Raw genomic sequence first — 17,920 nt, 5'->3', positions numbered from 1 at the left:
GCACGCGAACCTTGCGGCGCGCGTGCCTTTTAATCAGCGGATCGAAGACAGGCACAGAGCCGTCTCCGGTCACGCGAATTTACATCTTCACTACGTCGAGCAGCGTCTTCTTGCCTGCCTTGTAGTTGTACAGCGAGATCACGCCGTGTTGAAGGTCACCCTTCGAGTCGAACGTAGTTTCGCCGATCACACCCTTGTAATCCGTTGCCGGCATCGCTGCCAGGATCTTCGCCGGATCGGTCGAGTTAGCACGCTTCATAGCGTCGACGATGATGTACACAGCGTCATACGTGAACGGTGCGTAGATCTGGATCGGCTGACCGAAACGCTTCTGATACTTGGCGAGGAACGCCGAGCCGCCAGCCATCTTCTCGAGCGCCATACCGGCTTCCGAGCAGACGATGTTGTCGGTTGCGTCACCAGCCAGGTCAGCCAGCTTGTCGGTACACACGCCGTCGCCAGCCAGCACCTTCGCACGCAGGCCGAGCTGCTTGGCTTGCTTCGCGAACGGGCCGCCGGTTGCGTCCATACCGCCGTACATGATCGCGTCCGGGTTTTCGCCCTTGATCTTCGTCAGAATCGCGCGGAAGTCGACAGCCTTGTCGTTCGTCGCGTCATGCGACATCACGTTCAGGCCCAGCGACTTGGCGGTCTTTTCGAATTCGTTGGCGAGACCCTGGCCGTAAGCGGTCGAGTCGTCGACGATCGCGACGCTCTTCACTTTCAGGCCCTTGGCTGCGTAGTTAGCCAGTGCCGGACCTTGTTGCGCATCGGTCGCGACGACGCGGTACGTCGTCTTGAAACCTTGTTGCGTGTAAGCCGGGTTCGTTGCCGACGGCGAGATCTGAACGATGCCTGCATCGCTATAGATCTTCGAAGCCGGAATCGACGTACCCGAGTTCAAGTGACCGACCACTGCGACGACCTTATCGTCGACCAGCTTCTGCGCGACTTGCGTAGCAGTACGCGGGTCGGCTGCATCGTCTTGTGCGTCGAGTTGCAGCGTGATTTTCTGACCACCGATCGTGAGGCCCTTGGCGTTAATTTCTTCAACTGCCAGGCGCGCGCCGTTTTCGTTGTCTTTACCTAGGTGAGCGATACCGCCGGTCAACGGTGCAACGTGACCGATCTTGACGACCGTGTCGGCTGCGGCCGTTGTTGCCAACGTCGCGAACAGCATCGCCGCAGCGCTGATCGGCAACAGCTTTTGAATCTTGATGTTCATGTAAGTCTCCAGTTTCGGTCCCAAAAACAACGTAATCGCCCTGTGCCCCCGCTTCCCCTACACGTGTCGCTCAGTCCCGTGGACGACCACGCCGGTTGCATCGTTCATGCACTTGGCCAGCACGCCCGCCAACCTGTTTGTGGCAGGCGGCAAACCGTACTTGCGCGCAAGTGTAGGCTATCAAATTAAATTGTGGGACTTTTTTGAGGAAGTGGGATCAACACTAATAGCGTTTATCCAACAGGCGCCGATTCCGTCTGGAGAGACTCGCTGGAGAGCACCAGCCCATGCGGGTTTCCGCTACGTCGGACTTGCGTCCAACAGCACGGCCTAAAGCTTTTCGCGACTTAAACCGTTAATGGTTCAAATAGGCTTTGTGCTTAAAAATAAGGCGCGCGGCCGCGCATTGCGGAGCGCGCCTGAGCTATGCCGAATCAGCGTTGTTGCGCGGCGATCCGCGACGTCGCCGCATGCCATTCCTGCTCGAGTTGCGCCATCAGTTCGGCGGCGCCAATCCCCTCCGGCCGCGCGCGACCAAGCGGTGCCCCCTGTCCCGACCAGAGCGACAGATAATCGGCATTCTGCGCACGGGCCGCGCTCTGCCGCAGTTCCTGCGTCAAGGCGTTTTGCACCGGGTACGGCGCGACCTTTTGCGCTGTTTCGCTCAAACGCTGGATCAACGGATTGCGTATGCCGCGCGCATGCCGACCGGTGATCGCGCGCGTCACCGTGGTCGACGTGTCCGACATTTCGCGCACACGTGTCTTCCACACCTGCGCAATCGCACTCTCGCGACAGGTGAGAAACGCGGTACCCATCGCCGCAGCTTGCGCGCCCAGCGCGAGCGCGGCGACGATGCCACGGCCGTCCATGATGCCGCCCGCCGCGAGCACCGGCAGCCCGGTCGCGTCGACCAGTTGCGGCACGAGCGCGAGGGTGCCGACCAGCGCGTCTTCGAACGCGCCGATGAACGTGCCGCGATGCGCGCCCGCCTCCGCGCCTTGCGCAGCGATCGCATCGGCGCCCGCATCGCGCCAGGCGACGCCTTCGGCGGTATGGGTTGCCGTGCCTATTACATATAGACCGGCGTCATGCAGACGCGCGACCTCCTGCGCCGGCAGCAAGCCGAAGGTGAAGCTCGCCACGGGCACGCGCAATTCGATCAGCATCTCCAGTTGCGCGCGGAAATCCGGTGCATAGCGTGCGAGCGGCTGGCCGGGCGGTAAGTCGAACTCGGCGCGCAGCGGGTCGATGGCTTCGAGTGCGCGCCGCACGGTGGCGTCGTCCGGTGCGGCCGGATCGAGCACGAACAGGTTCACGCCGAACGGTCGATCCGTCAGCGCGCGAATCGCCGCGACTTCGCTCGCGATCTTCTCCGGCTGCAACGCGGCGCCCGCCAGAAAACCGAGGCCGCCGGCGTTCGAAACGGCCGCGACCAGCGCAGGCGTGGTCGCGCCGCCGGCCATGGGCGCCTGCACGACCGGCACCCGCAACGCGAAACGTTCAGCAAACGGTGTCACAAAACGGACTTCACTCATGATCGGTTCCTTTGGGTCATGCGCTCGCGGCAACCGCGAGCCGATAGCTTCGACTGTATAGAGAGGGACTGCGGCCGGAAAATGAATAATCGAGAACGTTTCAATCGTCTTACGAGATTCATGCCGTGCGCGCTTTGTTGACGTGCTTGTCGGCCTGCTTGTCGGCGCGCTTTATCAGCGCACATTGGGGCTCGCTGCAGCGGTTTTCTTTTTTTGGCAAACTGACCGCCCGCTTCAGGCAATCCGGCCTCCGGCATTCATTCAGACCGACCTCGTGCGAAAACGCACGCGGGTCTATGGAGAGCACCATGAGCATCACGTCCCGATGGATCGACATCCCCGCCGGCAACGATAGTTTCGGCGGATACCTGGCGTTGCCCCAGGGGGGGAAAGGACCGGCCGTCATCATCATTCAGGAAATCTTCGGCGTGAACGGACATATCCGCTCGGTCGCGGATCAGTACGCGCAAGACGGCTACGTGGCGCTCGCGCCCGACGTGTTCTGGCGGGTGCAGCCGCGTGTCGAATTGACATACGAAGGCGCGGACCGCACGAAAGGCGTGGAACTGATGCAGAAGCTCAACGTCGACGAAGCCGTCTCCGACATCGGCGCGGCGGCGGCCGCCTTGCGCGCGATGCCCGAAGTGACCGGCAAGCTTGCAGCAATCGGTTACTGCTTCGGCGGACGGCTGGCTTATCTGGCGGCGGCGCAAGGCACGCTCGACGGCGCGGTCGCTTACTACGGCGGCGGCATCCAGAATCAGCTCGACGAAGCCGCGAAGATCAAGGTGCCGATGCAATTCCACTACGGCGAACTCGACGCGCATATTCCATTGTCGGCAGTCGGCCAGATTCAGGAGCGCTTCGCCGGCCGCACCGACGCCGAGTTTCATATCTATCCGAATGCGGATCACGGCTTCAACTGCTCGGAGCGCGCGTCGTATAACCAGCGTGCGTCGGCGCTCGCGCATGGGCGCACGCTGACGTTTCTCGGCGAACGGCTTTGATGTGCGGTTGACGATTGCCTGAGTCGCGTTTCAACGGCGCTTCAAAGGCGCTGAATTAGCGCTTGATTGTCCATTAACTCGGTTAATCTCCTGAAGACGGCGCGTCTGCGATTCGCCGTCTTTTTTCATGTGCGTCGATTAGCCGCGAGACCGGAGCGGCGCAACGTCCACTCGCACGGGTCGATCGCGCGCATGAACCACCGCCTGGCTCAACATTCGAAAGCGAGGACCTCACCGTCGTGCTATCAGACTATCTCGCCCATGACGCCCTCGGCCTTGCCGAACTCGTGAGAACCCGCCAGGCGAGCGCTCGCGAGCTGCTCGACATTGCCATCTCGCGCACCGAAGCCGTCAATCCCGCGATCAACGCCATCGTCCTGAAAGACTACGACGCTGCCCGTCACCGTGCATCGCGTGACGACGCGAGCCGGGCCAACGGCGCGGACCCTGCCGATAGCACGAGCGCGCAAACGGCACTGGCCGGCGTGCCGTACCTGATCAAAGACCTGGGCGCGCCGGTTGCCGGCTTGCGCATGGCGATGGGCAGCCGCCACTATCGCCACTTCATTCCCACCGAAGACGCGCCGGTCGTCACGCTCTCGAAAGCGGCCGGCCTCAACATCTTCGCCAAGACCAGCACCTCCGAACTCGGCCAGATGCCTTATACGGAGCCAGAACTGTTCGGCGCGTGCCGCAATCCGTGGAATCTCGACCACACGCCGGGCGGCTCCAGCGGCGGCGCCGCAGCGGCGGTGGCCGCCGGCATCGTGCCGCTCGCGCATGCGTCGGACGGCGGCGGCTCGATCCGCATTCCGGCTTCGTGCTGCGGACTGTTCGGCCTCAAGCCTTCGCGGGCTCGCGTGCCGCGCGTGGCGCCGCCGGGCGCCGGCGATCTCGGCGTCGACCACGCGGTTTCGCGCAGCGTGCGCGACAGCGCATTGCTGCTCGATCTGCTGGCGGGCAATGCGCAGCGGCCGCTCGGCGCGCCCGGCACTTTTCTCGGCGCGAGCCGCGAGCCGTGCAAGCCGCTGAACATCGCGTACGTCACCGAGCCGATGCTGGCGCCCGCGCTGTCCTCCGACTCGCGCGCCGCACTCGACGACGCCGCGCAGCTCGCCATCTCGCTCGGCCACAACATCGAACCCGTTTCGCTCGGCATCGACTTCGCGACGGTTCGTCACGCGTTTCTCATGCTCTGGTCGGTGACGGCGGAAGAGCTGGTCCTGAATGCCGACCGCATTACGGGCCGCAAACCGTCCCGCGGCGAATTCGAAATTTCGACATGGGCCATGGCGCACATGGGCCGCAAGCTCGGCGAGCGCGGCTTGCCTTCCGCGCTCGACGAACAACGCCGCATTACCGCACGCCTCACCGATCTGCTGAACCGCTACGACGCGGTGTTGTGCGCGACGTTGGCCGCGCCGCCGATCAAGATCGGCGAGATGCATCCCACTGCGGCCGAGCGAATTCAGATGCGCGCGGTCAGCGCGTTGCCGATCGAGGCGCTGATGAGAAAGCTGCTGACCGAGGCGTCGAACAAAGCATTCTCGTGGGCCGGCTGCACGGAACTGTTCAATCTGACGGGACAACCGGCGATGTCGGTGCCGTTGTACTGGAATGCGCGCGGGTTGCCGGTCGGCGTGCAATTCGCTGCGCGCGAAGGCGGCGAAGCGACGCTGCTGCGTCTGGCCGCGCAACTCGAAACGGCGCGGCCGTGGTTCGACAAGCGACCGCCGTTGATGCAGGCCCGGAGTTAGATAGTCGGATGGCGCAGATCACGCCTCAACGCGCGATCAGAATCGCACCACACGTCACGCCGGTTTTCGCCGCGCGTCGAGATCCGCGTGACGCTTGCCGGGTATGCATGCCACCGCAACGATCGACAACGTCAGGCCGCTCATCACGTAGTAAGTCGGCGCGAGCGGCGAGCCGGTCGACTCGATCAGCCACGTCACGAGAAGCGGCCCGAAACCGCCGAACACCATCACCGCGACGTTATACGCGAGCGATAAACCGATCGAGCGCACGTTCGCCGGAAACAGCGCGGCGATCAGCGCGCCGAACGGCTCGTAATAGCCCGACAGCGTGATCGACAGAAGCGCCTGCACGAGAATCAGTTTCGACACGCTCGGCTCTGCCGCGAGCCAGGCGAACAGCGGATAGCGGCGGATAGCAAAAAGGCGTCTGTCGCAGGGAGCGGCAGACGCCTCGATGATCGAAGCTCGATCTCGCACCGCGATGCTGCGGCGCACTTCGCACGTCACTGACCGTGCGTGCGGTTCAAACGTAATCAGGCCTTCTTGTTATATGCGCTGCACCAACCCTTGCTGGCGACCTGCTTGCCCGCGAACATCGGGCAACCGCCCCAGGCGTCGGTCGGCTTGGCTTGATAGAAGCTGCAGTTGCCGCAATCCTGGCCCGCTGCGTACTTCGCGAACTTGGCTTTGTCGACTTTGCTGGCGTCGGCCTTGTAGCCGAGTGCTTGCGCGGTCGGATCGGTTTCGGCAACTTTCGGTGCATCGGCGAACGCCGAGCGCGACAGCGCGAACGTGGACGCCACACCAATGCTGGTGATCAAAAACGTACGACGGGAAGATTTCATGGGGACTCACTCCATTTATATAGAACTGATCGCCGTTCTAGTGACAGCGGTCCCCAAGGATAGCAACGAAGCCGTCGCGCGTGACGGTCCAAATGATAGAGATAACCGAATCGGTACGCCCCTGCGCCAGAATGTCGCGCAGCTGCTCGAGCAGGGATCGCGCGCGATGAGAATCACTCGCAAAGAAAACGGCTTGCGGTCTCTTTGCGGCGCATTAAAGCGAGCGACGAAACCCGCTCGAACTACGCGCGCCCGCTCAACTCGCAGACCCGTTGCGCGATCGCCAGCGACGCCGTCAATCCCGGCGACTCGATCCCGAACAGATTGACGAGCCCACGCACACCATGCGCGGCCGGACCTTGAATCAGAAAGTCCGCGGCCGGTTCGCCCGGACCCGAAAGCTTCGGACGAATGCCCGCATAAGCGGGTTGGAGCGCGTCGTCGGGTAGCGCGGGCCAGTACGCGCGAATCGCCGCGTAGAACGATTCCGCACGATGAGGATCGACGTCGTAATTGATGGCGTCGACCCATTCGACGTCGGGACCGAAACGCGTCTGGCCGCCGAGATCGATGGTCAGATGCACGCCGAGGCCGGCTTCGTTCGGCATCGGATAGATCAGACGGCTGAATGGCGCGCGCCCCGAAATGCTGAAGTAGTTACCGCGCGCCAGATAGAGCGGCGGCACGTGACGCGCGTCGAGTCCACGAATCTGCCGCGCCAGCGCATTCGCTTGCAGACCCGCGCTGTTGACCACGCACGCGGCGCTGATCGTGGTCGGCGCGCTGCCGCCGACCTTGATGATGAAGCGGCCGTTGCTTGCTTCGATCGCCTCGACCGGTGCGTGAAACGCGCACATCGCGCCGTCGCGTTCGGCGTCGCCCTGAATCGCCAGCATCAGTTGGTGACTATCGACGATACCCGTCTGCGGCGAGAACACCGCCTCGACACATTCGAGCGCCGGTTCGAGCGCTTGCGCCTGATCGCCGTTCATCCGCAGCAGGTCGAGCACGCCGTTCTCGCGGCCCTTGGCCATGATGCTTTCGAGCTGGGGAATCTGGTTGCGCGAGGTGGCGACCAGCAGTTTGCCGCAGCGCGAATGCGGCACGTTGTGTTCGGCGCAGAAGTCGTAAAGCATCTCGCGGCCGCGTACGCAGAGCGCCGCTTTCTGCGAGCCGCGTGGATAGTAGATGCCCGCGTGAATCACTTCGCTGTTGCGCGAGCTGGTGCCCACGCCGATCGCCTCGGCAGCCTCCAGCACGATCACCTCACGACCGCGCGCGGCCAGCGCGCGCGCCACTGCCAGACCGACCACACCCGCGCCGATCACCACACATTCGATTTGGTCCATGTCCCTTGACGCGGCTGACATCACCGCGCGCTGCCTCGTTCACCCGATAGTGATGAAGACAGGATGCGGCTATCGAGTGCCGCGCACCGCTCGCTGTCGAACGTTCCTGCCGTTTCTGCAAACGCTACGCAAAATTGTACGACGCCGCACAGACGCAAATGCCCGCCGTCGGAAACGACGGCGGGCATTCGAATTCGGTCTTCAGCGGGTCAAACGTAGCGGCCAGACGGATCAGTGTACGCCGTCGAAGCGTGCGGCGCTCACTTCTTCGCGGGGTCTCGCGGCAGCCTGCGCGGCGCATGCCGCGCGCCAACGCAGAGACAACGTGGAAACAGCAAACCGCGCAAACGTTTAGTTCTGCGTGCTCACCGTACGGCGCGAGGCTTCGACCACCGAGCTCGTCGCTTGCGCGCGCGGCGGCGTGTAGCCACCCAGCGCGAGTTGCTGCTGATAGGCGGGCGCATTCGGGTTCAGATTCAGTTCACCGTTGGCGCGGGCGTCGGCCAGTTCGGCCTTCACCTGGGCGCGCGTCTTCGGGCCGTTATCCGGCGTGGCGCGCACGCTGTCGGCGGAAACCGGCGCGTACGGATTCTGATTCAGTTCGCCGTCGGCGCGCGCCTGCACCACGTCGGCTTTCACTTGCGCGCGGGTCACGCCGCTCGGCTGCGTGTACGTCGCGACTTCCGGACGATACGAGGTTGCCGGACCGTAGCCGCTCGCGAAAGCAGGGGCCGCGACAGCAACGGAAAAAAGCAGAGCGAAGGAAGCGGTTCTCATGATGGTTTCCAATAGTCGTTGAATTCGGGTTCTGTGCCTGGCGCGTGACATCTGCCGGTGAGGCGTAGACGTCATGTCGATGAAGCTCAGTGTATTCCCTAGCTATCGAAAAATTGGACCGATTGAAAGCAACTTAACGTCTCATAATCAGCAACAATTGCTGCGGCAATCTCCGCATTTGCGGCAGGGATTGCCGGTTTTGGCCGTTAAAAAAGCCGCTCGCAGGCGGCTTTTCTACAAAAAATTGGCGAAAAACCTCAAAAACCGATGGGTTTTCGCCGATTTCCGTGGTCGAGCCGAATGTCACCAGCTTCAATCCGATCCCGTCCGTCGATACGCGCCGAGCCGAAGCCGTTGAGAATCGCCCGACGCATTTCGCGCGGCGAGGCCGGCTTCAACGCATCGAGCGCGCCGTCGCCGATCTGCTCGGGAAAGCGCAGTCCCCAGTTATGCGCGGAGCGGATCTCGTCGTAGATCGATTGGGCGATGCGGCGCGCGCCCGCGTGATCCGGCGGCGGAATCTCATACACGTTCATGCGGTTCAGGATCGGCTCGGGGATCGAGCGTTCGTCGTTCGCGGTCGCGATCCAGATGACGTGCCCCGCGTTGATGGGAATCTCGGCGAATTCGTCGATGAAAGTCTGCGCCGTATCGTGCTCCAGCAGCGCGTACAACGCGCCGAGCGGATCGTATTGCGAATCGCCGGTGGCCTTGTCGATTTCGTCGACGGCAATCACGGGGTTCGCGTAGCTGCCGTTCACGAGCGCATCGAACACCTTGCCCGGCTTCGCGTTCTTCCATTGCGACGAAGCGCCCGACAGAATCCAGCCCGCCGTCAACGAACTCATCGCCACGTATTGATAGGCGGTGCCGAGCAGGCGCGCCAACTGCTTGGCAAAGTGGGTCTTGCCGATGCCGGGGTCGCCGAGCAGCAGGATCGGCATCAGTTCGAGCCGGTCTTCGGTCTCGAGGCACAACGCGACCTGCTTGCGGATGTCGTCGAGCGGCGCTGAAAAGTTGGGTAGCGCGCCGATCAGATCGTCGATCGACGGCATCCGGTTCGGCTTGACGCAGAAGCGCAGATTGCCGGTTTTCAGCATCTTTTCGTATGTGGCGCGCAGTGCCTCGTTCGCGCCTTCGCCGAGATCGTTCAGCGCGGTCTCGACCTGATCGAGGTCGTACACCTGACTGAAAGACGCCACGGCGATTTCCTGTTTGACCATTGCTGTTGTCATCGCTCACCCCGTCTGGCTGGTCTTGCTGCAGCGGCCCCTGACTGGCGCCGTTTCAAGTTCAGTGTAACGACGACATATTCGTGTGCAAGCCAGCAGTCGTGCGTCTCTGCTGCTAACAAGCGATTGTTTTCAGGGACTCAGGTCATCAACTGAAATGCAGTGTTGCTGAACCCGGCCCCGATTGGCGTGTCAGAAAAACGTTCCGCCCATCAGGCGTAAGATGACCGTCTGTCCACGCGGGCAGGTGCAGTGACCGGAGAATTCTTTTATGTGGAAAACCAGTATCCTGGCCGTGCTGCTCGGCACTTCGTTGCTGGCGAACGCGCAGCAACGTCCGGCGCAACAGGTCGTGCAGTGGCAGTTGCAGGTCATGCGCGACGGCCAGCAGATCGATTCGTTCGACGGCACCACCACGGTCGGCCAGGCGCGCACGGATACGCATCACAAGGTGGTGCAACATAACGTCGGCTGTAAAGATCAGCCCGGCGGCAGTCTCGATCTGACGCGCACGCTAACCGTGTCGCCGCTGCAGGCGGACGCGAACGAGGTCACGCTGTCGATCGAAGCGCAGGAAACCTTCGAGGAAGACGGCGCGCAACAGACCGACACCGGCTGCAAGCTGCCGCCGCAACCGCGTCAGGTGAGCGCGAGCCATCCGGGTCTGAAGGTGGCGGCGGGTCAGTGGGCGAGCTGGACGATCGTCGACAAGAATCCCAACCTGGTCTATCGCGTGAAGGCCAGTCTCGCGAATACGGCGACCAGTGCGAACTAGCCAGGCCGCTGCGAATGAGTGTGCAAACCACTACGCGCCCACCCGACCCCATCGATACGAGCCACGCGCGTGCAACCCGCTGGCGACACGGGCCTCATCGCCGAAGCCCTCAAACAGAACACGTGGATAACGCGGCATGCGAAACCCCGAAGAATTGATCCGCGAAAGCATTGCGCCGAAGGATTTCATTGCGGTGAGCTGGAACCTGCACAAGGGCCGCACACCGCTCGGCTTTCAGGCATGGCAGGCCATGCAGCGCTGGGTGCAATCCACTCACGCGGACGCGTATTTTTTACAGGAAGCGATGGCGCGGCGCATGCCGTCGCCGGTGCTGGCGAGCAGTTTCGGCGCGCCGGTCGCCGATCCGCTGAACGATGTGTGGCATTGCCAGGCCACCGAAATCGCGCGCGCGCTGGAGCTTGAAATCGCTCTTGGGCCGAACGTGTTCAAGCCGTCGTGGCGACACGGCAATGCGATTCTGTCGCCGCATCCGCTCGATCTCGGCGGACGCTGGGACATCTCCGCGCATCGCTTCGAAAAACGGGGTTTGCTGGTGGCGCGCGCCACCTTCGGCGGTCATTCGGTCACGCTGTTGTGTGCGCATCTCGCGCTGACGCGTTCGGCGCGTTTGCGGCAGATGAACTGGATCGCGCACTGGATCGCAAAGGAAGCGCCGGAGGGCCCGCTGGTGCTGGCCGGCGATTTCAACGATTGGCGCAACGACTCGGTGCCGCTGTTCGGCGAGCACGGTTTGCAGGAAGTGGCCACGCTGCTCGGGGAATCGGGGCGCACGTTCCCGGCATTTTCGCCGGCGCTCGCGTTGGACAAGATGTTCGTGCGCGGCATGAAACCGATCGAATGGATTCAGCCGACGCAGGAGACTGCGTGGCTGTCGGATCATCTGCCGTATATGGCGCGCTTGCGGGTGGAGTGAGGCGCAGCTAGCCGCGCTGCGGCGTCCACTTCACCGTTGCGGCCAACTCCTCGCCCGCCTGCAAGACACAGCCGCCCACCTGCTCACGCGGGCCGGCCGCGTTGAAACAGTCCGTGGTATTGGTGACGGGTTCCACGCACAACTGCGGATCGTTGGCCGGTGCATACACCACCATGTGGTCGAACGGCGCGTCCGCGGTCATGGTCAGTCGACGCTGTTCGTCGGGCCACGCAATCGTCGCCTCGCGCGACCAGTTCGCGAAGTTATTGTCGAGATCGAAGGCATCCGGCGACATGCCTTCACGCAAGGCATCCACCGCGGGATGCGGGCCGAGATGGGTCGGCAGTACGTCGGCGTCGGCGTGCCACATGGCCTGCACGTCGGCCTGCACGCGCGTCGACGCCGTGCGCGGATAGTACGGGTGATGTCCCATGCCGAACGGCATCGGCCGCTCGTCCAGATTCCGCGCGGACAACGTGATGACCAGCGCCCCGCCGCTCAGCGCGATGCGCTGCTGCGCGCGATAGCGAAACGGCCAGTCGCTGGGAATCCGCGTATCCGGTTCGTGTTCGAAATGCAAGTCCACCGAGCTTTCGGTGCGCGCGCCGATCCGCCACGGACGCCGCCACGCATTCCCGTGCAGCGCATGCGCGAACCGCGTGTCGTTGCCGGCGAGGTCGATCGTGACGCCATCGAACTCGAAGCGTGCATCGCGAATCCGGTTGCAATAGGGGAACAGCGGAAAGCTCGCCATTCGCAGCGGATCGCGCTCGGTGAATGCCGCCGACGTTGCCGGCCGCAGCCAATGCAGGGGGCCCTTGGGCGTGACTTCGTAGAACGCGGCGAGCGCGCCGCCCACCGCGGGCGCGAGCACCGCGCGCAGCGCGCCGGCATGCAACGTAACCAGCGTGGACGCAATGGCGGGATCGTCGAGCCACACCAGCTCGTCAGGCGCCGCCGCTGCCGCGAGCGGCCGGATCGGGTTCAGGGAAACGTCGCGCATGATTAAAAAAGGCGGGGCCTCGGACGGAGGCCGGCAGCAACGCGCATCGTTTGTCTCCTGTAGCGTGCCGCGCACTGCGCGCGGCCGGCGGACCATTCGAAGTCCGCGCGACCGAGAATCGCACGCCAAAGTGCATCGGTCAATATTATTAGTAATAAATTAACCAAAACACCGCGCTCATACGCGTATCGCACATTCCCAAATGGCGGGTTAGCGCGCGTTGCCGCGCACATATTATTAGTGGTACCGTCAGCACCACGATGCCTCGGCATATTCCCGCCTTAGCGCCGCCGCAGCGCGGCTCGCACAATGAAAAAATCGACTCAACGCCGTCCCACCATGACCGACATCGCCAAGCTGACCGGCGTGTCGCAATCCACTGTCTCGCTGGTGCTCAACAACGCCACCGGCGCGAAGTTTTCCGAGGCCACCCGCGCGAAAGTGCTGAAGGCCGCGCACGACCTCGGCTACCGCCTGTCGCTGCGCGAGGCAGTACCAGCCTCGGCCGACGAGCGCAATCTGATCGTCTATCTCGCCGACGAGATTTCCACCAGCCCGCACCCGGTCGTCAACGTCGACGGCGCGCGCGACGCGGCCTACGCGGCCGGCAAAATGCTGGCGGTCTATTCGACCCACGGCAACGCCGATATCGAAAAGCAGGTGCTCGATACGACGCTGTCCAACCCGCATGTGTTCGGCGTGATCTACGCGACCGTCTACACCCGCAAGGTGACGCTGCCGGCCGCGCTGTCGCAGGTGCCGACCGTGCTGCTGAACTGCTACACGAGCGAGGGCGGCGTTTCTTCGGTGGTGCCGGCCGAAGTCGCCGGCGGCCATCTGGCGACCGATTATCTGCTGCAGTCCGGGCACCGGCGCATCGGTTATATCAACGGCGAGCCGTGGCAAGACGCGTCGAAAGATCGCCTTAAAGGCTATCGCACCGCGCTCGCCACCGCCGACCTGCCGTACGCCCCCGAACTGGTGCGCGACGGCGACTGGAGCTCGGGCCTCGGCTTTGAACTCACGCTCTCGCTGATGCGCGAAGCCAACCCGCCCACCGCGATTTTCTGCGCCAACGATCTGACCGCGCTCGGCGCGATCGAAGCCTTGAAGCAGCTCGGTTTGCGCGTGCCCGAAGACGTCTCGGTGCTCGGTTACGACGACCAGGAAATCGCCCGCCACACGCATCCGCCGCTCTCCACGGTGGTGCTGCCGAACTACGAGTTGGGCCGCTGGGCGGTCGAAACCCTGCTGCAGGAAGAACAGAACCGCGCGGCCGGCGCACCGGTGCGGCATCGCATGGTGAAGCTCGACGGACCGCTCGTCGAACGCGCCTCGGTCAGGGTAATTACCGAGGCAAAAAAGCCCGCAATTAATATTATTAGTGATTGACCGATAATAATTCCGAGTGGAATAATCGGCACGTCCGGTTGTGATGGAACAGCGTCGGCCGGCAGGAGAAACACAAAAAGCAAATACAACCTACCTCACCAGGTACTGGAGGAAGACATGGCGTCGCTCAACACGCAGTCGCGCGCTCACGTGCGCAAGCAGCAGATTCGTCCGCTGGCGGGTTCGCTGCTGGCTCTGGCAATCGGTTTCGGCGTCGCCACCGCGCACGCCGACGACGCGTTGCCGAAGTTGCCCACCAAGACTCCGCTGAAGGTCGGCTTCGCGCAGACCGAAAGCAACAATCCGTGGCGTCTCGCGGAAACCAAGAGCTTCAAGGACATCGCGGCAAAGTGCGGCTGGCAGATGGTCATGACCGACGCCAACGGCTCCAACTCCAAACAGGTCTCCGACATTCAAAGCATGATCGCGCAGCACGTCGATCTGCTGGTGTTCCCGCCGCGCGAGGAAAAGCCGCTCGCACCGATCGTGCTGCAGGCTAAAAAGGCCGGCATTCCCGTGATTCTGGTCGACCGCGACGTCGACCAGTCGGTTGCTAAAGCGGGCCGCGACTACATCACGTTCATCGGTTCGGACTTTATCGATCAGGGTCATCGCGCCGCTGACTGGCTGGTCAAGGCGACCGGCGGCAAGGCGAAGATCATCGAGCTCGAAGGCACCACCGGCGCGTCGGCCGCGAACGATCGCAAGAAGGGTTTCGACGAAGTCATCGCGAAGAATCCGGGCATGACGATCATCGCGTCGCAAAGCGGCGACTTCGCGCGCGACAAGGGTCGCCAGGTGATGGAAACGCTGTTGCAGGCGCATCCGGACGTCACCGCCGTCTACGCGCATAACGACGAAATGGCGCTCGGCGCGATCGCCGCGATCAAGGCGGCCGGCAAGCAACCGGGCAAGGATATCCAGATCGTCACGATCGACGGCACCAAGGGCGGCATGGATGCGATCGCGGCTGGCGAACTCGGCGCGAGCGTGCAGTCGAGCCCGTTCTTCGGCCCGCTCGCCTGCGATGTGGCACAGCGTTACGCGAAGGGTGAAAAGGTGCCGACGTGGGTGAAGGTTTCCGACCGTTTCTACGACAAGAGCAACGTGCAGCAGAACATGCAGTACGGCTATTGAGCTTGCTTCGAAGCAGCGTTGCAGCAGGACGTCATCCGCCTTTGAAAACCGTCTCCGGTCCCATGCAAGATCCTGGCGCGGCAGACGGATGACGAGAAGGTTTCGAAGCGACGCAGCCGTGCCCGCACGGACCGTCGCTTCGCTTTTATGCGGCGTACCATGATTCGGCGAGGTCGCTGCAAAGCGCTTCTGCCTGCAGCGCGCAGCGACTGCCGTGCAGTCCGCTTGGATCGTCGCAGATCGTGCCGCACTCGCAGCACATGCATCAGGAGGACACCCGTGACGCCATCCGCCACGCAGACGCCAGACTCTCCCCTCAACGTATCGCCGCTGCTCGAGATGCAGGACATCGGCATCAGCTTCGGCGGCGTGGCCGCATTGCGCGGCGCCAATCTGAGCGTCGCCGCCGGTGAAGTGCACGCGCTGATCGGCCAGAACGGCGCCGGCAAATCGACCATGATCAAGATCCTGACCGGCGCCTATCGGCGCGGCTCGGGCAGCGTGCGCTTCGACGGCCGCGAGGTCGATTTCCGCACGCCGAAACTGGCACGCGAGGCGGGCATCAGCACGATCTATCAGGAGATCAATCTGGTGCCGTTCCGCTCGGTGGCGGAAAACATTTTTCTCGGCCGCGAGCCGTGCCGTTTCGGTCTGATCGATTGGCGCGCGGTGCAGCAACGCGCCGCCGCGCTGCTCGAATCGTTCGGCTTGCAGATCGACGTGAAGAAACCGGTGGCCAGCTATTCGACCGCGATCCAGCAGATGGTGGCGCTGGCGCGCGCGGTCTCGGCAGACGCCAGAATGGTCATCATGGACGAGTCCACCTCGTCGCTCGACGAACGCGAAGTGGAACTGCTGTTCACGGTGGTGCGCAAACTGCGCGACGACGGCCGCGCGGTGATTTTCGTCTCGCACCGGCTCGACGAGCTGTATGCGCTGTGCGACCGTGTCACCGTGATGCGCGACGGCCAGACCGTGGCGCAAAGCACGATGGCCGAGATGGACAAACTGCAACTCGTCACGACGATGCTCGGCCGCACGCTCGCCGCCGTCGTGCAGGACGACACCTCCGCCCGCGAAGCGAACCTCGCACGCCGCGGCAAACAGGCGCTGGCCGCCATCAATCTGGGCGCGCCGCCGAAAGTCAGCGACGTCTCGCTGGAAGTGCATGCGGGCGAAGCGGTCGGCCTCGCCGGCCTGCTCGGCTCGGGCCGCACCGAAACCATGCGGCTGATGTTCGGCGCCGATCCGCTGGAGCAAGGCTCGCTGTCGCTCGACGGCGAAACCGTCGCGCTGAAGTCGCCACAAGACGCGATCGCACGCGGGCTCGCGTATCTCACCGAAGACCGTAAGGCCGAAGGCATCGTCCCTGAACTGTCGGTGCGCGACAACCTCACGCTGGTCTGCCTGCGCACGCTGACAAAAAACGGCATCGTCGACGTGAAAAAGCAGCAGGCGATCGTCGACCGGTTCATCGCGTCGCTCGGCATCAAACTGCGCTCCGCCGATCAGCCGATCCGCGAACTGTCCGGCGGCAATCAGCAGAAGGTACTGCTCGCGCGCTGGCTCGCCGCCGAGCCGTCGCTCCTGCTGCTCGACGAACCGACGCGCGGCATCGACGTCGGCGCCAAAGCCGATGTCGCCAAGATCGTGCGCGAGTTGCGCGACGCGGGACTCGGCGTGCTGCTGTCGGCCTCGGAACTGGAGGAACTGACCGCCGTCGCCGATCGCGCGGTGGTGATCCGGGACGGCCGCACCGTCGCCGAACTGAACGGCGCCGCCATGAGCGAGACCGCGATCATGGACGCCATCGCCTACGGCAGCGAAGGCCATTCGCCACTGGCCGACGCCGCGCAAACGGCAAACGCCGCCCATATCGAAGACGCGTTGGAGGGCGACCGTCATGGCGCTTAAGCTGCATACCGAATCGTTGCAAACCGAACCGCGCCACGGCGAAAGCGCCGCGCAAATCAGCGCGGCACCGCGCGTCAAATCGGCCAGCACCGTGCAGAAATGGCGCCGCCTCGCGATGCAGCGCGAAGTGATCGTGCTGCTCGCCATGGTGCTGTTCAATCTGATCTTCACGCCGCACTTCTGGTCGCTGCAAACCTTCAACGTCAACATGACCCAGGTCGTGACGATCGTGATTGTCGGCATCGGCATGACGCTGGTGGTGGCGACGGGCGGCATCGACCTGTCGGTGGGCGCGTCGATGGCGATTTCCGGCGCGCTCGCGCCGATGCTGTTCCTGAACATCGCGGGACCCGCCGGCATCGCGCTCGCGTTCGTGCTGCCGGTGCTGGCCGCGGCGTTGTGCGGCGTGTTCAACGGCTGGCTGGTGACGCGGCTCGCGGTGCAGCCGATTGTCGCGACGCTGGTGCTGTTCATCGCCGGACGCGGCATCGCGCAGGTCGTCACGGACGGCAGCCTGCAAGCGTTCAACACCCCCGCATTCCAGTGGATCGCGCTCGGCAAGGTGGCCGGTGTGCCGTTCCAGGTGCTGCTGATGCTGGCGCTGGTCGCCGTGTTCGTGTGGGTCGTGCGTAAAACGCTGTTCGGCCAGTATCTGCTGATCACCGGCGGCAACGAAAAGGCCGCGTATCTGTGCGGCGTGCCGACTGCCACGGTCAAGCTGATCGCCTACACGCTGTGCGCGGCGCTCGCCGGTCTGGCAGGGCTGATCTCGATCTCGGTGAATTCGTCTTCCGATGCGAACGTGGTCGGGCTCGGGGTCGAACTCGATGCGATCGCGGCGGTGGCCGTCGGCGGTACGGCATTGACGGGCGGCAAGGCGTATATCGGCGGCACGCTGATCGGCGCGCTGATCATCCAGTTGCTGCGCTACACGCTGCTCGCGCATGGCATTCCCGATGCGGCGGCGCTGGTGGTGAAGGCCGGCATCATCGTCGCGGCGGTGTATGTGCAGCGGCGTTCGCGCTGAATCGCAGG

The 17,920-nt window shown here is 63.6% G+C and carries 16 protein-coding genes and 1 pseudogene; 8 read left to right on the top strand and 9 right to left on the bottom strand.

All coding sequences use genetic code 11. From position 1 onward, the window contains the following. Positions 1–79: 79 nt before the first annotated feature. From BX591_RS19025 to BX591_RS36145, 3 genes are all read right to left on the bottom strand, one after another. A complete protein-coding gene (locus tag BX591_RS19025; protein ID WP_111932903.1) occupies positions 80–1,225 on the bottom strand; it encodes a branched-chain amino acid ABC transporter substrate-binding protein in 1,146 nt (381 codons plus the stop codon). A 434-nt stretch (positions 1,226–1,659) separates the two neighbouring features. Continuing rightward, positions 1,660–2,763 carry an NAD(P)H-dependent flavin oxidoreductase gene (locus tag BX591_RS19020; protein ID WP_111932902.1) on the bottom strand — a complete coding sequence of 368 codons (1,104 nt, stop codon included), beginning with the start codon at positions 2,761–2,763 and terminating at the stop codon, positions 1,660–1,662. Between the two features lie 118 nt (positions 2,764–2,881). Further along, positions 2,882–3,073 (bottom strand): hypothetical protein, encoded by a 192-nt coding sequence (locus BX591_RS36145; protein WP_146749786.1) that lies wholly within the window; start codon positions 3,071–3,073, stop codon positions 2,882–2,884. Here BX591_RS36145 and BX591_RS19015 point away from each other — a divergent pair. Then, entirely contained in the window at positions 3,072–3,770 is a 699-nt protein-coding gene (locus BX591_RS19015) for a dienelactone hydrolase family protein (protein WP_111932901.1), read from the top strand. The genes BX591_RS36145 and BX591_RS19015 overlap by 2 nt on opposite strands. A 239-nt stretch (positions 3,771–4,009) precedes the next feature. Then, a complete protein-coding gene (locus BX591_RS19010) occupies positions 4,010–5,527 on the top strand; it encodes an amidase (protein ID WP_111932900.1) in 1,518 nt (505 codons plus the stop codon). Positions 5,528–5,581: 54 nt separating this feature from the next. Here the strand turns inward: BX591_RS19010 and BX591_RS19005 are convergent. The 5 genes and pseudogenes from BX591_RS19005 to BX591_RS18985 form a co-directional block, all read right to left on the bottom strand. Next, positions 5,582–5,932 (bottom strand): annotated as a pseudogene (locus BX591_RS19005) (MFS transporter); the annotation flags it as partial. Positions 5,933–6,060: 128 nt separating this feature from the next. Continuing rightward, the gene (locus BX591_RS19000) at positions 6,061–6,372 is read right to left on the bottom strand and encodes a high-potential iron-sulfur protein (RefSeq protein ID WP_035553981.1); all 312 of its coding nucleotides are present in this window, start codon (positions 6,370–6,372) and stop codon (positions 6,061–6,063) included. Positions 6,373–6,614: 242 nt separating this feature from the next. Further along, on the bottom strand, positions 6,615–7,721 hold the full coding sequence (locus BX591_RS18995; RefSeq protein WP_111932899.1) for an NAD(P)/FAD-dependent oxidoreductase: 1,107 nt from the start codon (positions 7,719–7,721) through the stop codon (positions 6,615–6,617). A gap of 351 nt (positions 7,722–8,072) precedes the next feature. Continuing rightward, positions 8,073–8,498, bottom strand: coding sequence for a DUF4148 domain-containing protein (locus tag BX591_RS18990; protein WP_244147056.1), 426 nt, complete (start codon positions 8,496–8,498; stop codon positions 8,073–8,075). A 257-nt stretch (positions 8,499–8,755) separates the two neighbouring features. Beyond that, on the bottom strand, positions 8,756–9,733 hold the full coding sequence (locus BX591_RS18985) for an AAA family ATPase (RefSeq protein WP_111932898.1): 978 nt from the start codon (positions 9,731–9,733) through the stop codon (positions 8,756–8,758). Between the two features lie 268 nt (positions 9,734–10,001). On the opposite strand from BX591_RS18985, the gene BX591_RS18980 reads away from it, so the two are divergent. Both BX591_RS18980 and BX591_RS18975 read left to right on the top strand, forming a co-directional pair. Next, entirely contained in the window at positions 10,002–10,505 is a 504-nt protein-coding gene (locus BX591_RS18980) for a hypothetical protein (RefSeq protein ID WP_035553987.1), read from the top strand. A gap of 136 nt (positions 10,506–10,641) precedes the next feature. Continuing rightward, positions 10,642–11,439, top strand: coding sequence for an endonuclease/exonuclease/phosphatase family protein (locus BX591_RS18975; protein ID WP_035553991.1), 798 nt, complete (start codon positions 10,642–10,644; stop codon positions 11,437–11,439). A gap of 7 nt (positions 11,440–11,446) precedes the next feature. Here BX591_RS18975 and BX591_RS18970 read toward each other — a convergent pair whose 3' ends face one another. Continuing rightward, positions 11,447–12,442, bottom strand: coding sequence for an aldose 1-epimerase (locus tag BX591_RS18970; RefSeq protein WP_111932897.1), 996 nt, complete (start codon positions 12,440–12,442; stop codon positions 11,447–11,449). A 339-nt stretch (positions 12,443–12,781) separates the two neighbouring features. Between BX591_RS18970 and BX591_RS18965 the strand changes: the two genes are divergently transcribed. From BX591_RS18965 to BX591_RS18950, 4 genes are all read left to right on the top strand, one after another. Then, a complete protein-coding gene (locus BX591_RS18965) occupies positions 12,782–13,834 on the top strand; it encodes a LacI family DNA-binding transcriptional regulator (protein ID WP_111932896.1) in 1,053 nt (350 codons plus the stop codon). Positions 13,835–13,951: 117 nt separating this feature from the next. Beyond that, complete coding sequence (locus tag BX591_RS18960) at positions 13,952–14,971, top strand: ABC transporter substrate-binding protein (protein WP_035553996.1); 1,020 nt, start codon at positions 13,952–13,954, stop codon at positions 14,969–14,971. Positions 14,972–15,310: 339 nt separating this feature from the next. Then, positions 15,311–16,885 carry a sugar ABC transporter ATP-binding protein gene (locus BX591_RS18955; RefSeq protein WP_167444584.1) on the top strand — a complete coding sequence of 525 codons (1,575 nt, stop codon included), beginning with the start codon at positions 15,311–15,313 and terminating at the stop codon, positions 16,883–16,885. A 115-nt stretch (positions 16,886–17,000) separates the two neighbouring features. Further along, the gene (locus BX591_RS18950) at positions 17,001–17,912 is read left to right on the top strand and encodes an ABC transporter permease (protein ID WP_373565327.1); all 912 of its coding nucleotides are present in this window, start codon (positions 17,001–17,003) and stop codon (positions 17,910–17,912) included. Positions 17,913–17,920 lie beyond the last annotated feature (8 nt).

It is taken from the genome of Paraburkholderia bryophila (assembly GCF_003269035.1).
Lineage (GTDB): Bacteria > Pseudomonadota > Gammaproteobacteria > Burkholderiales > Burkholderiaceae > Paraburkholderia > Paraburkholderia bryophila.
The sequence above is the reverse complement of the archived record's forward strand: the minus strand, read 5'-3'. Positions and strand labels throughout refer to the sequence as shown.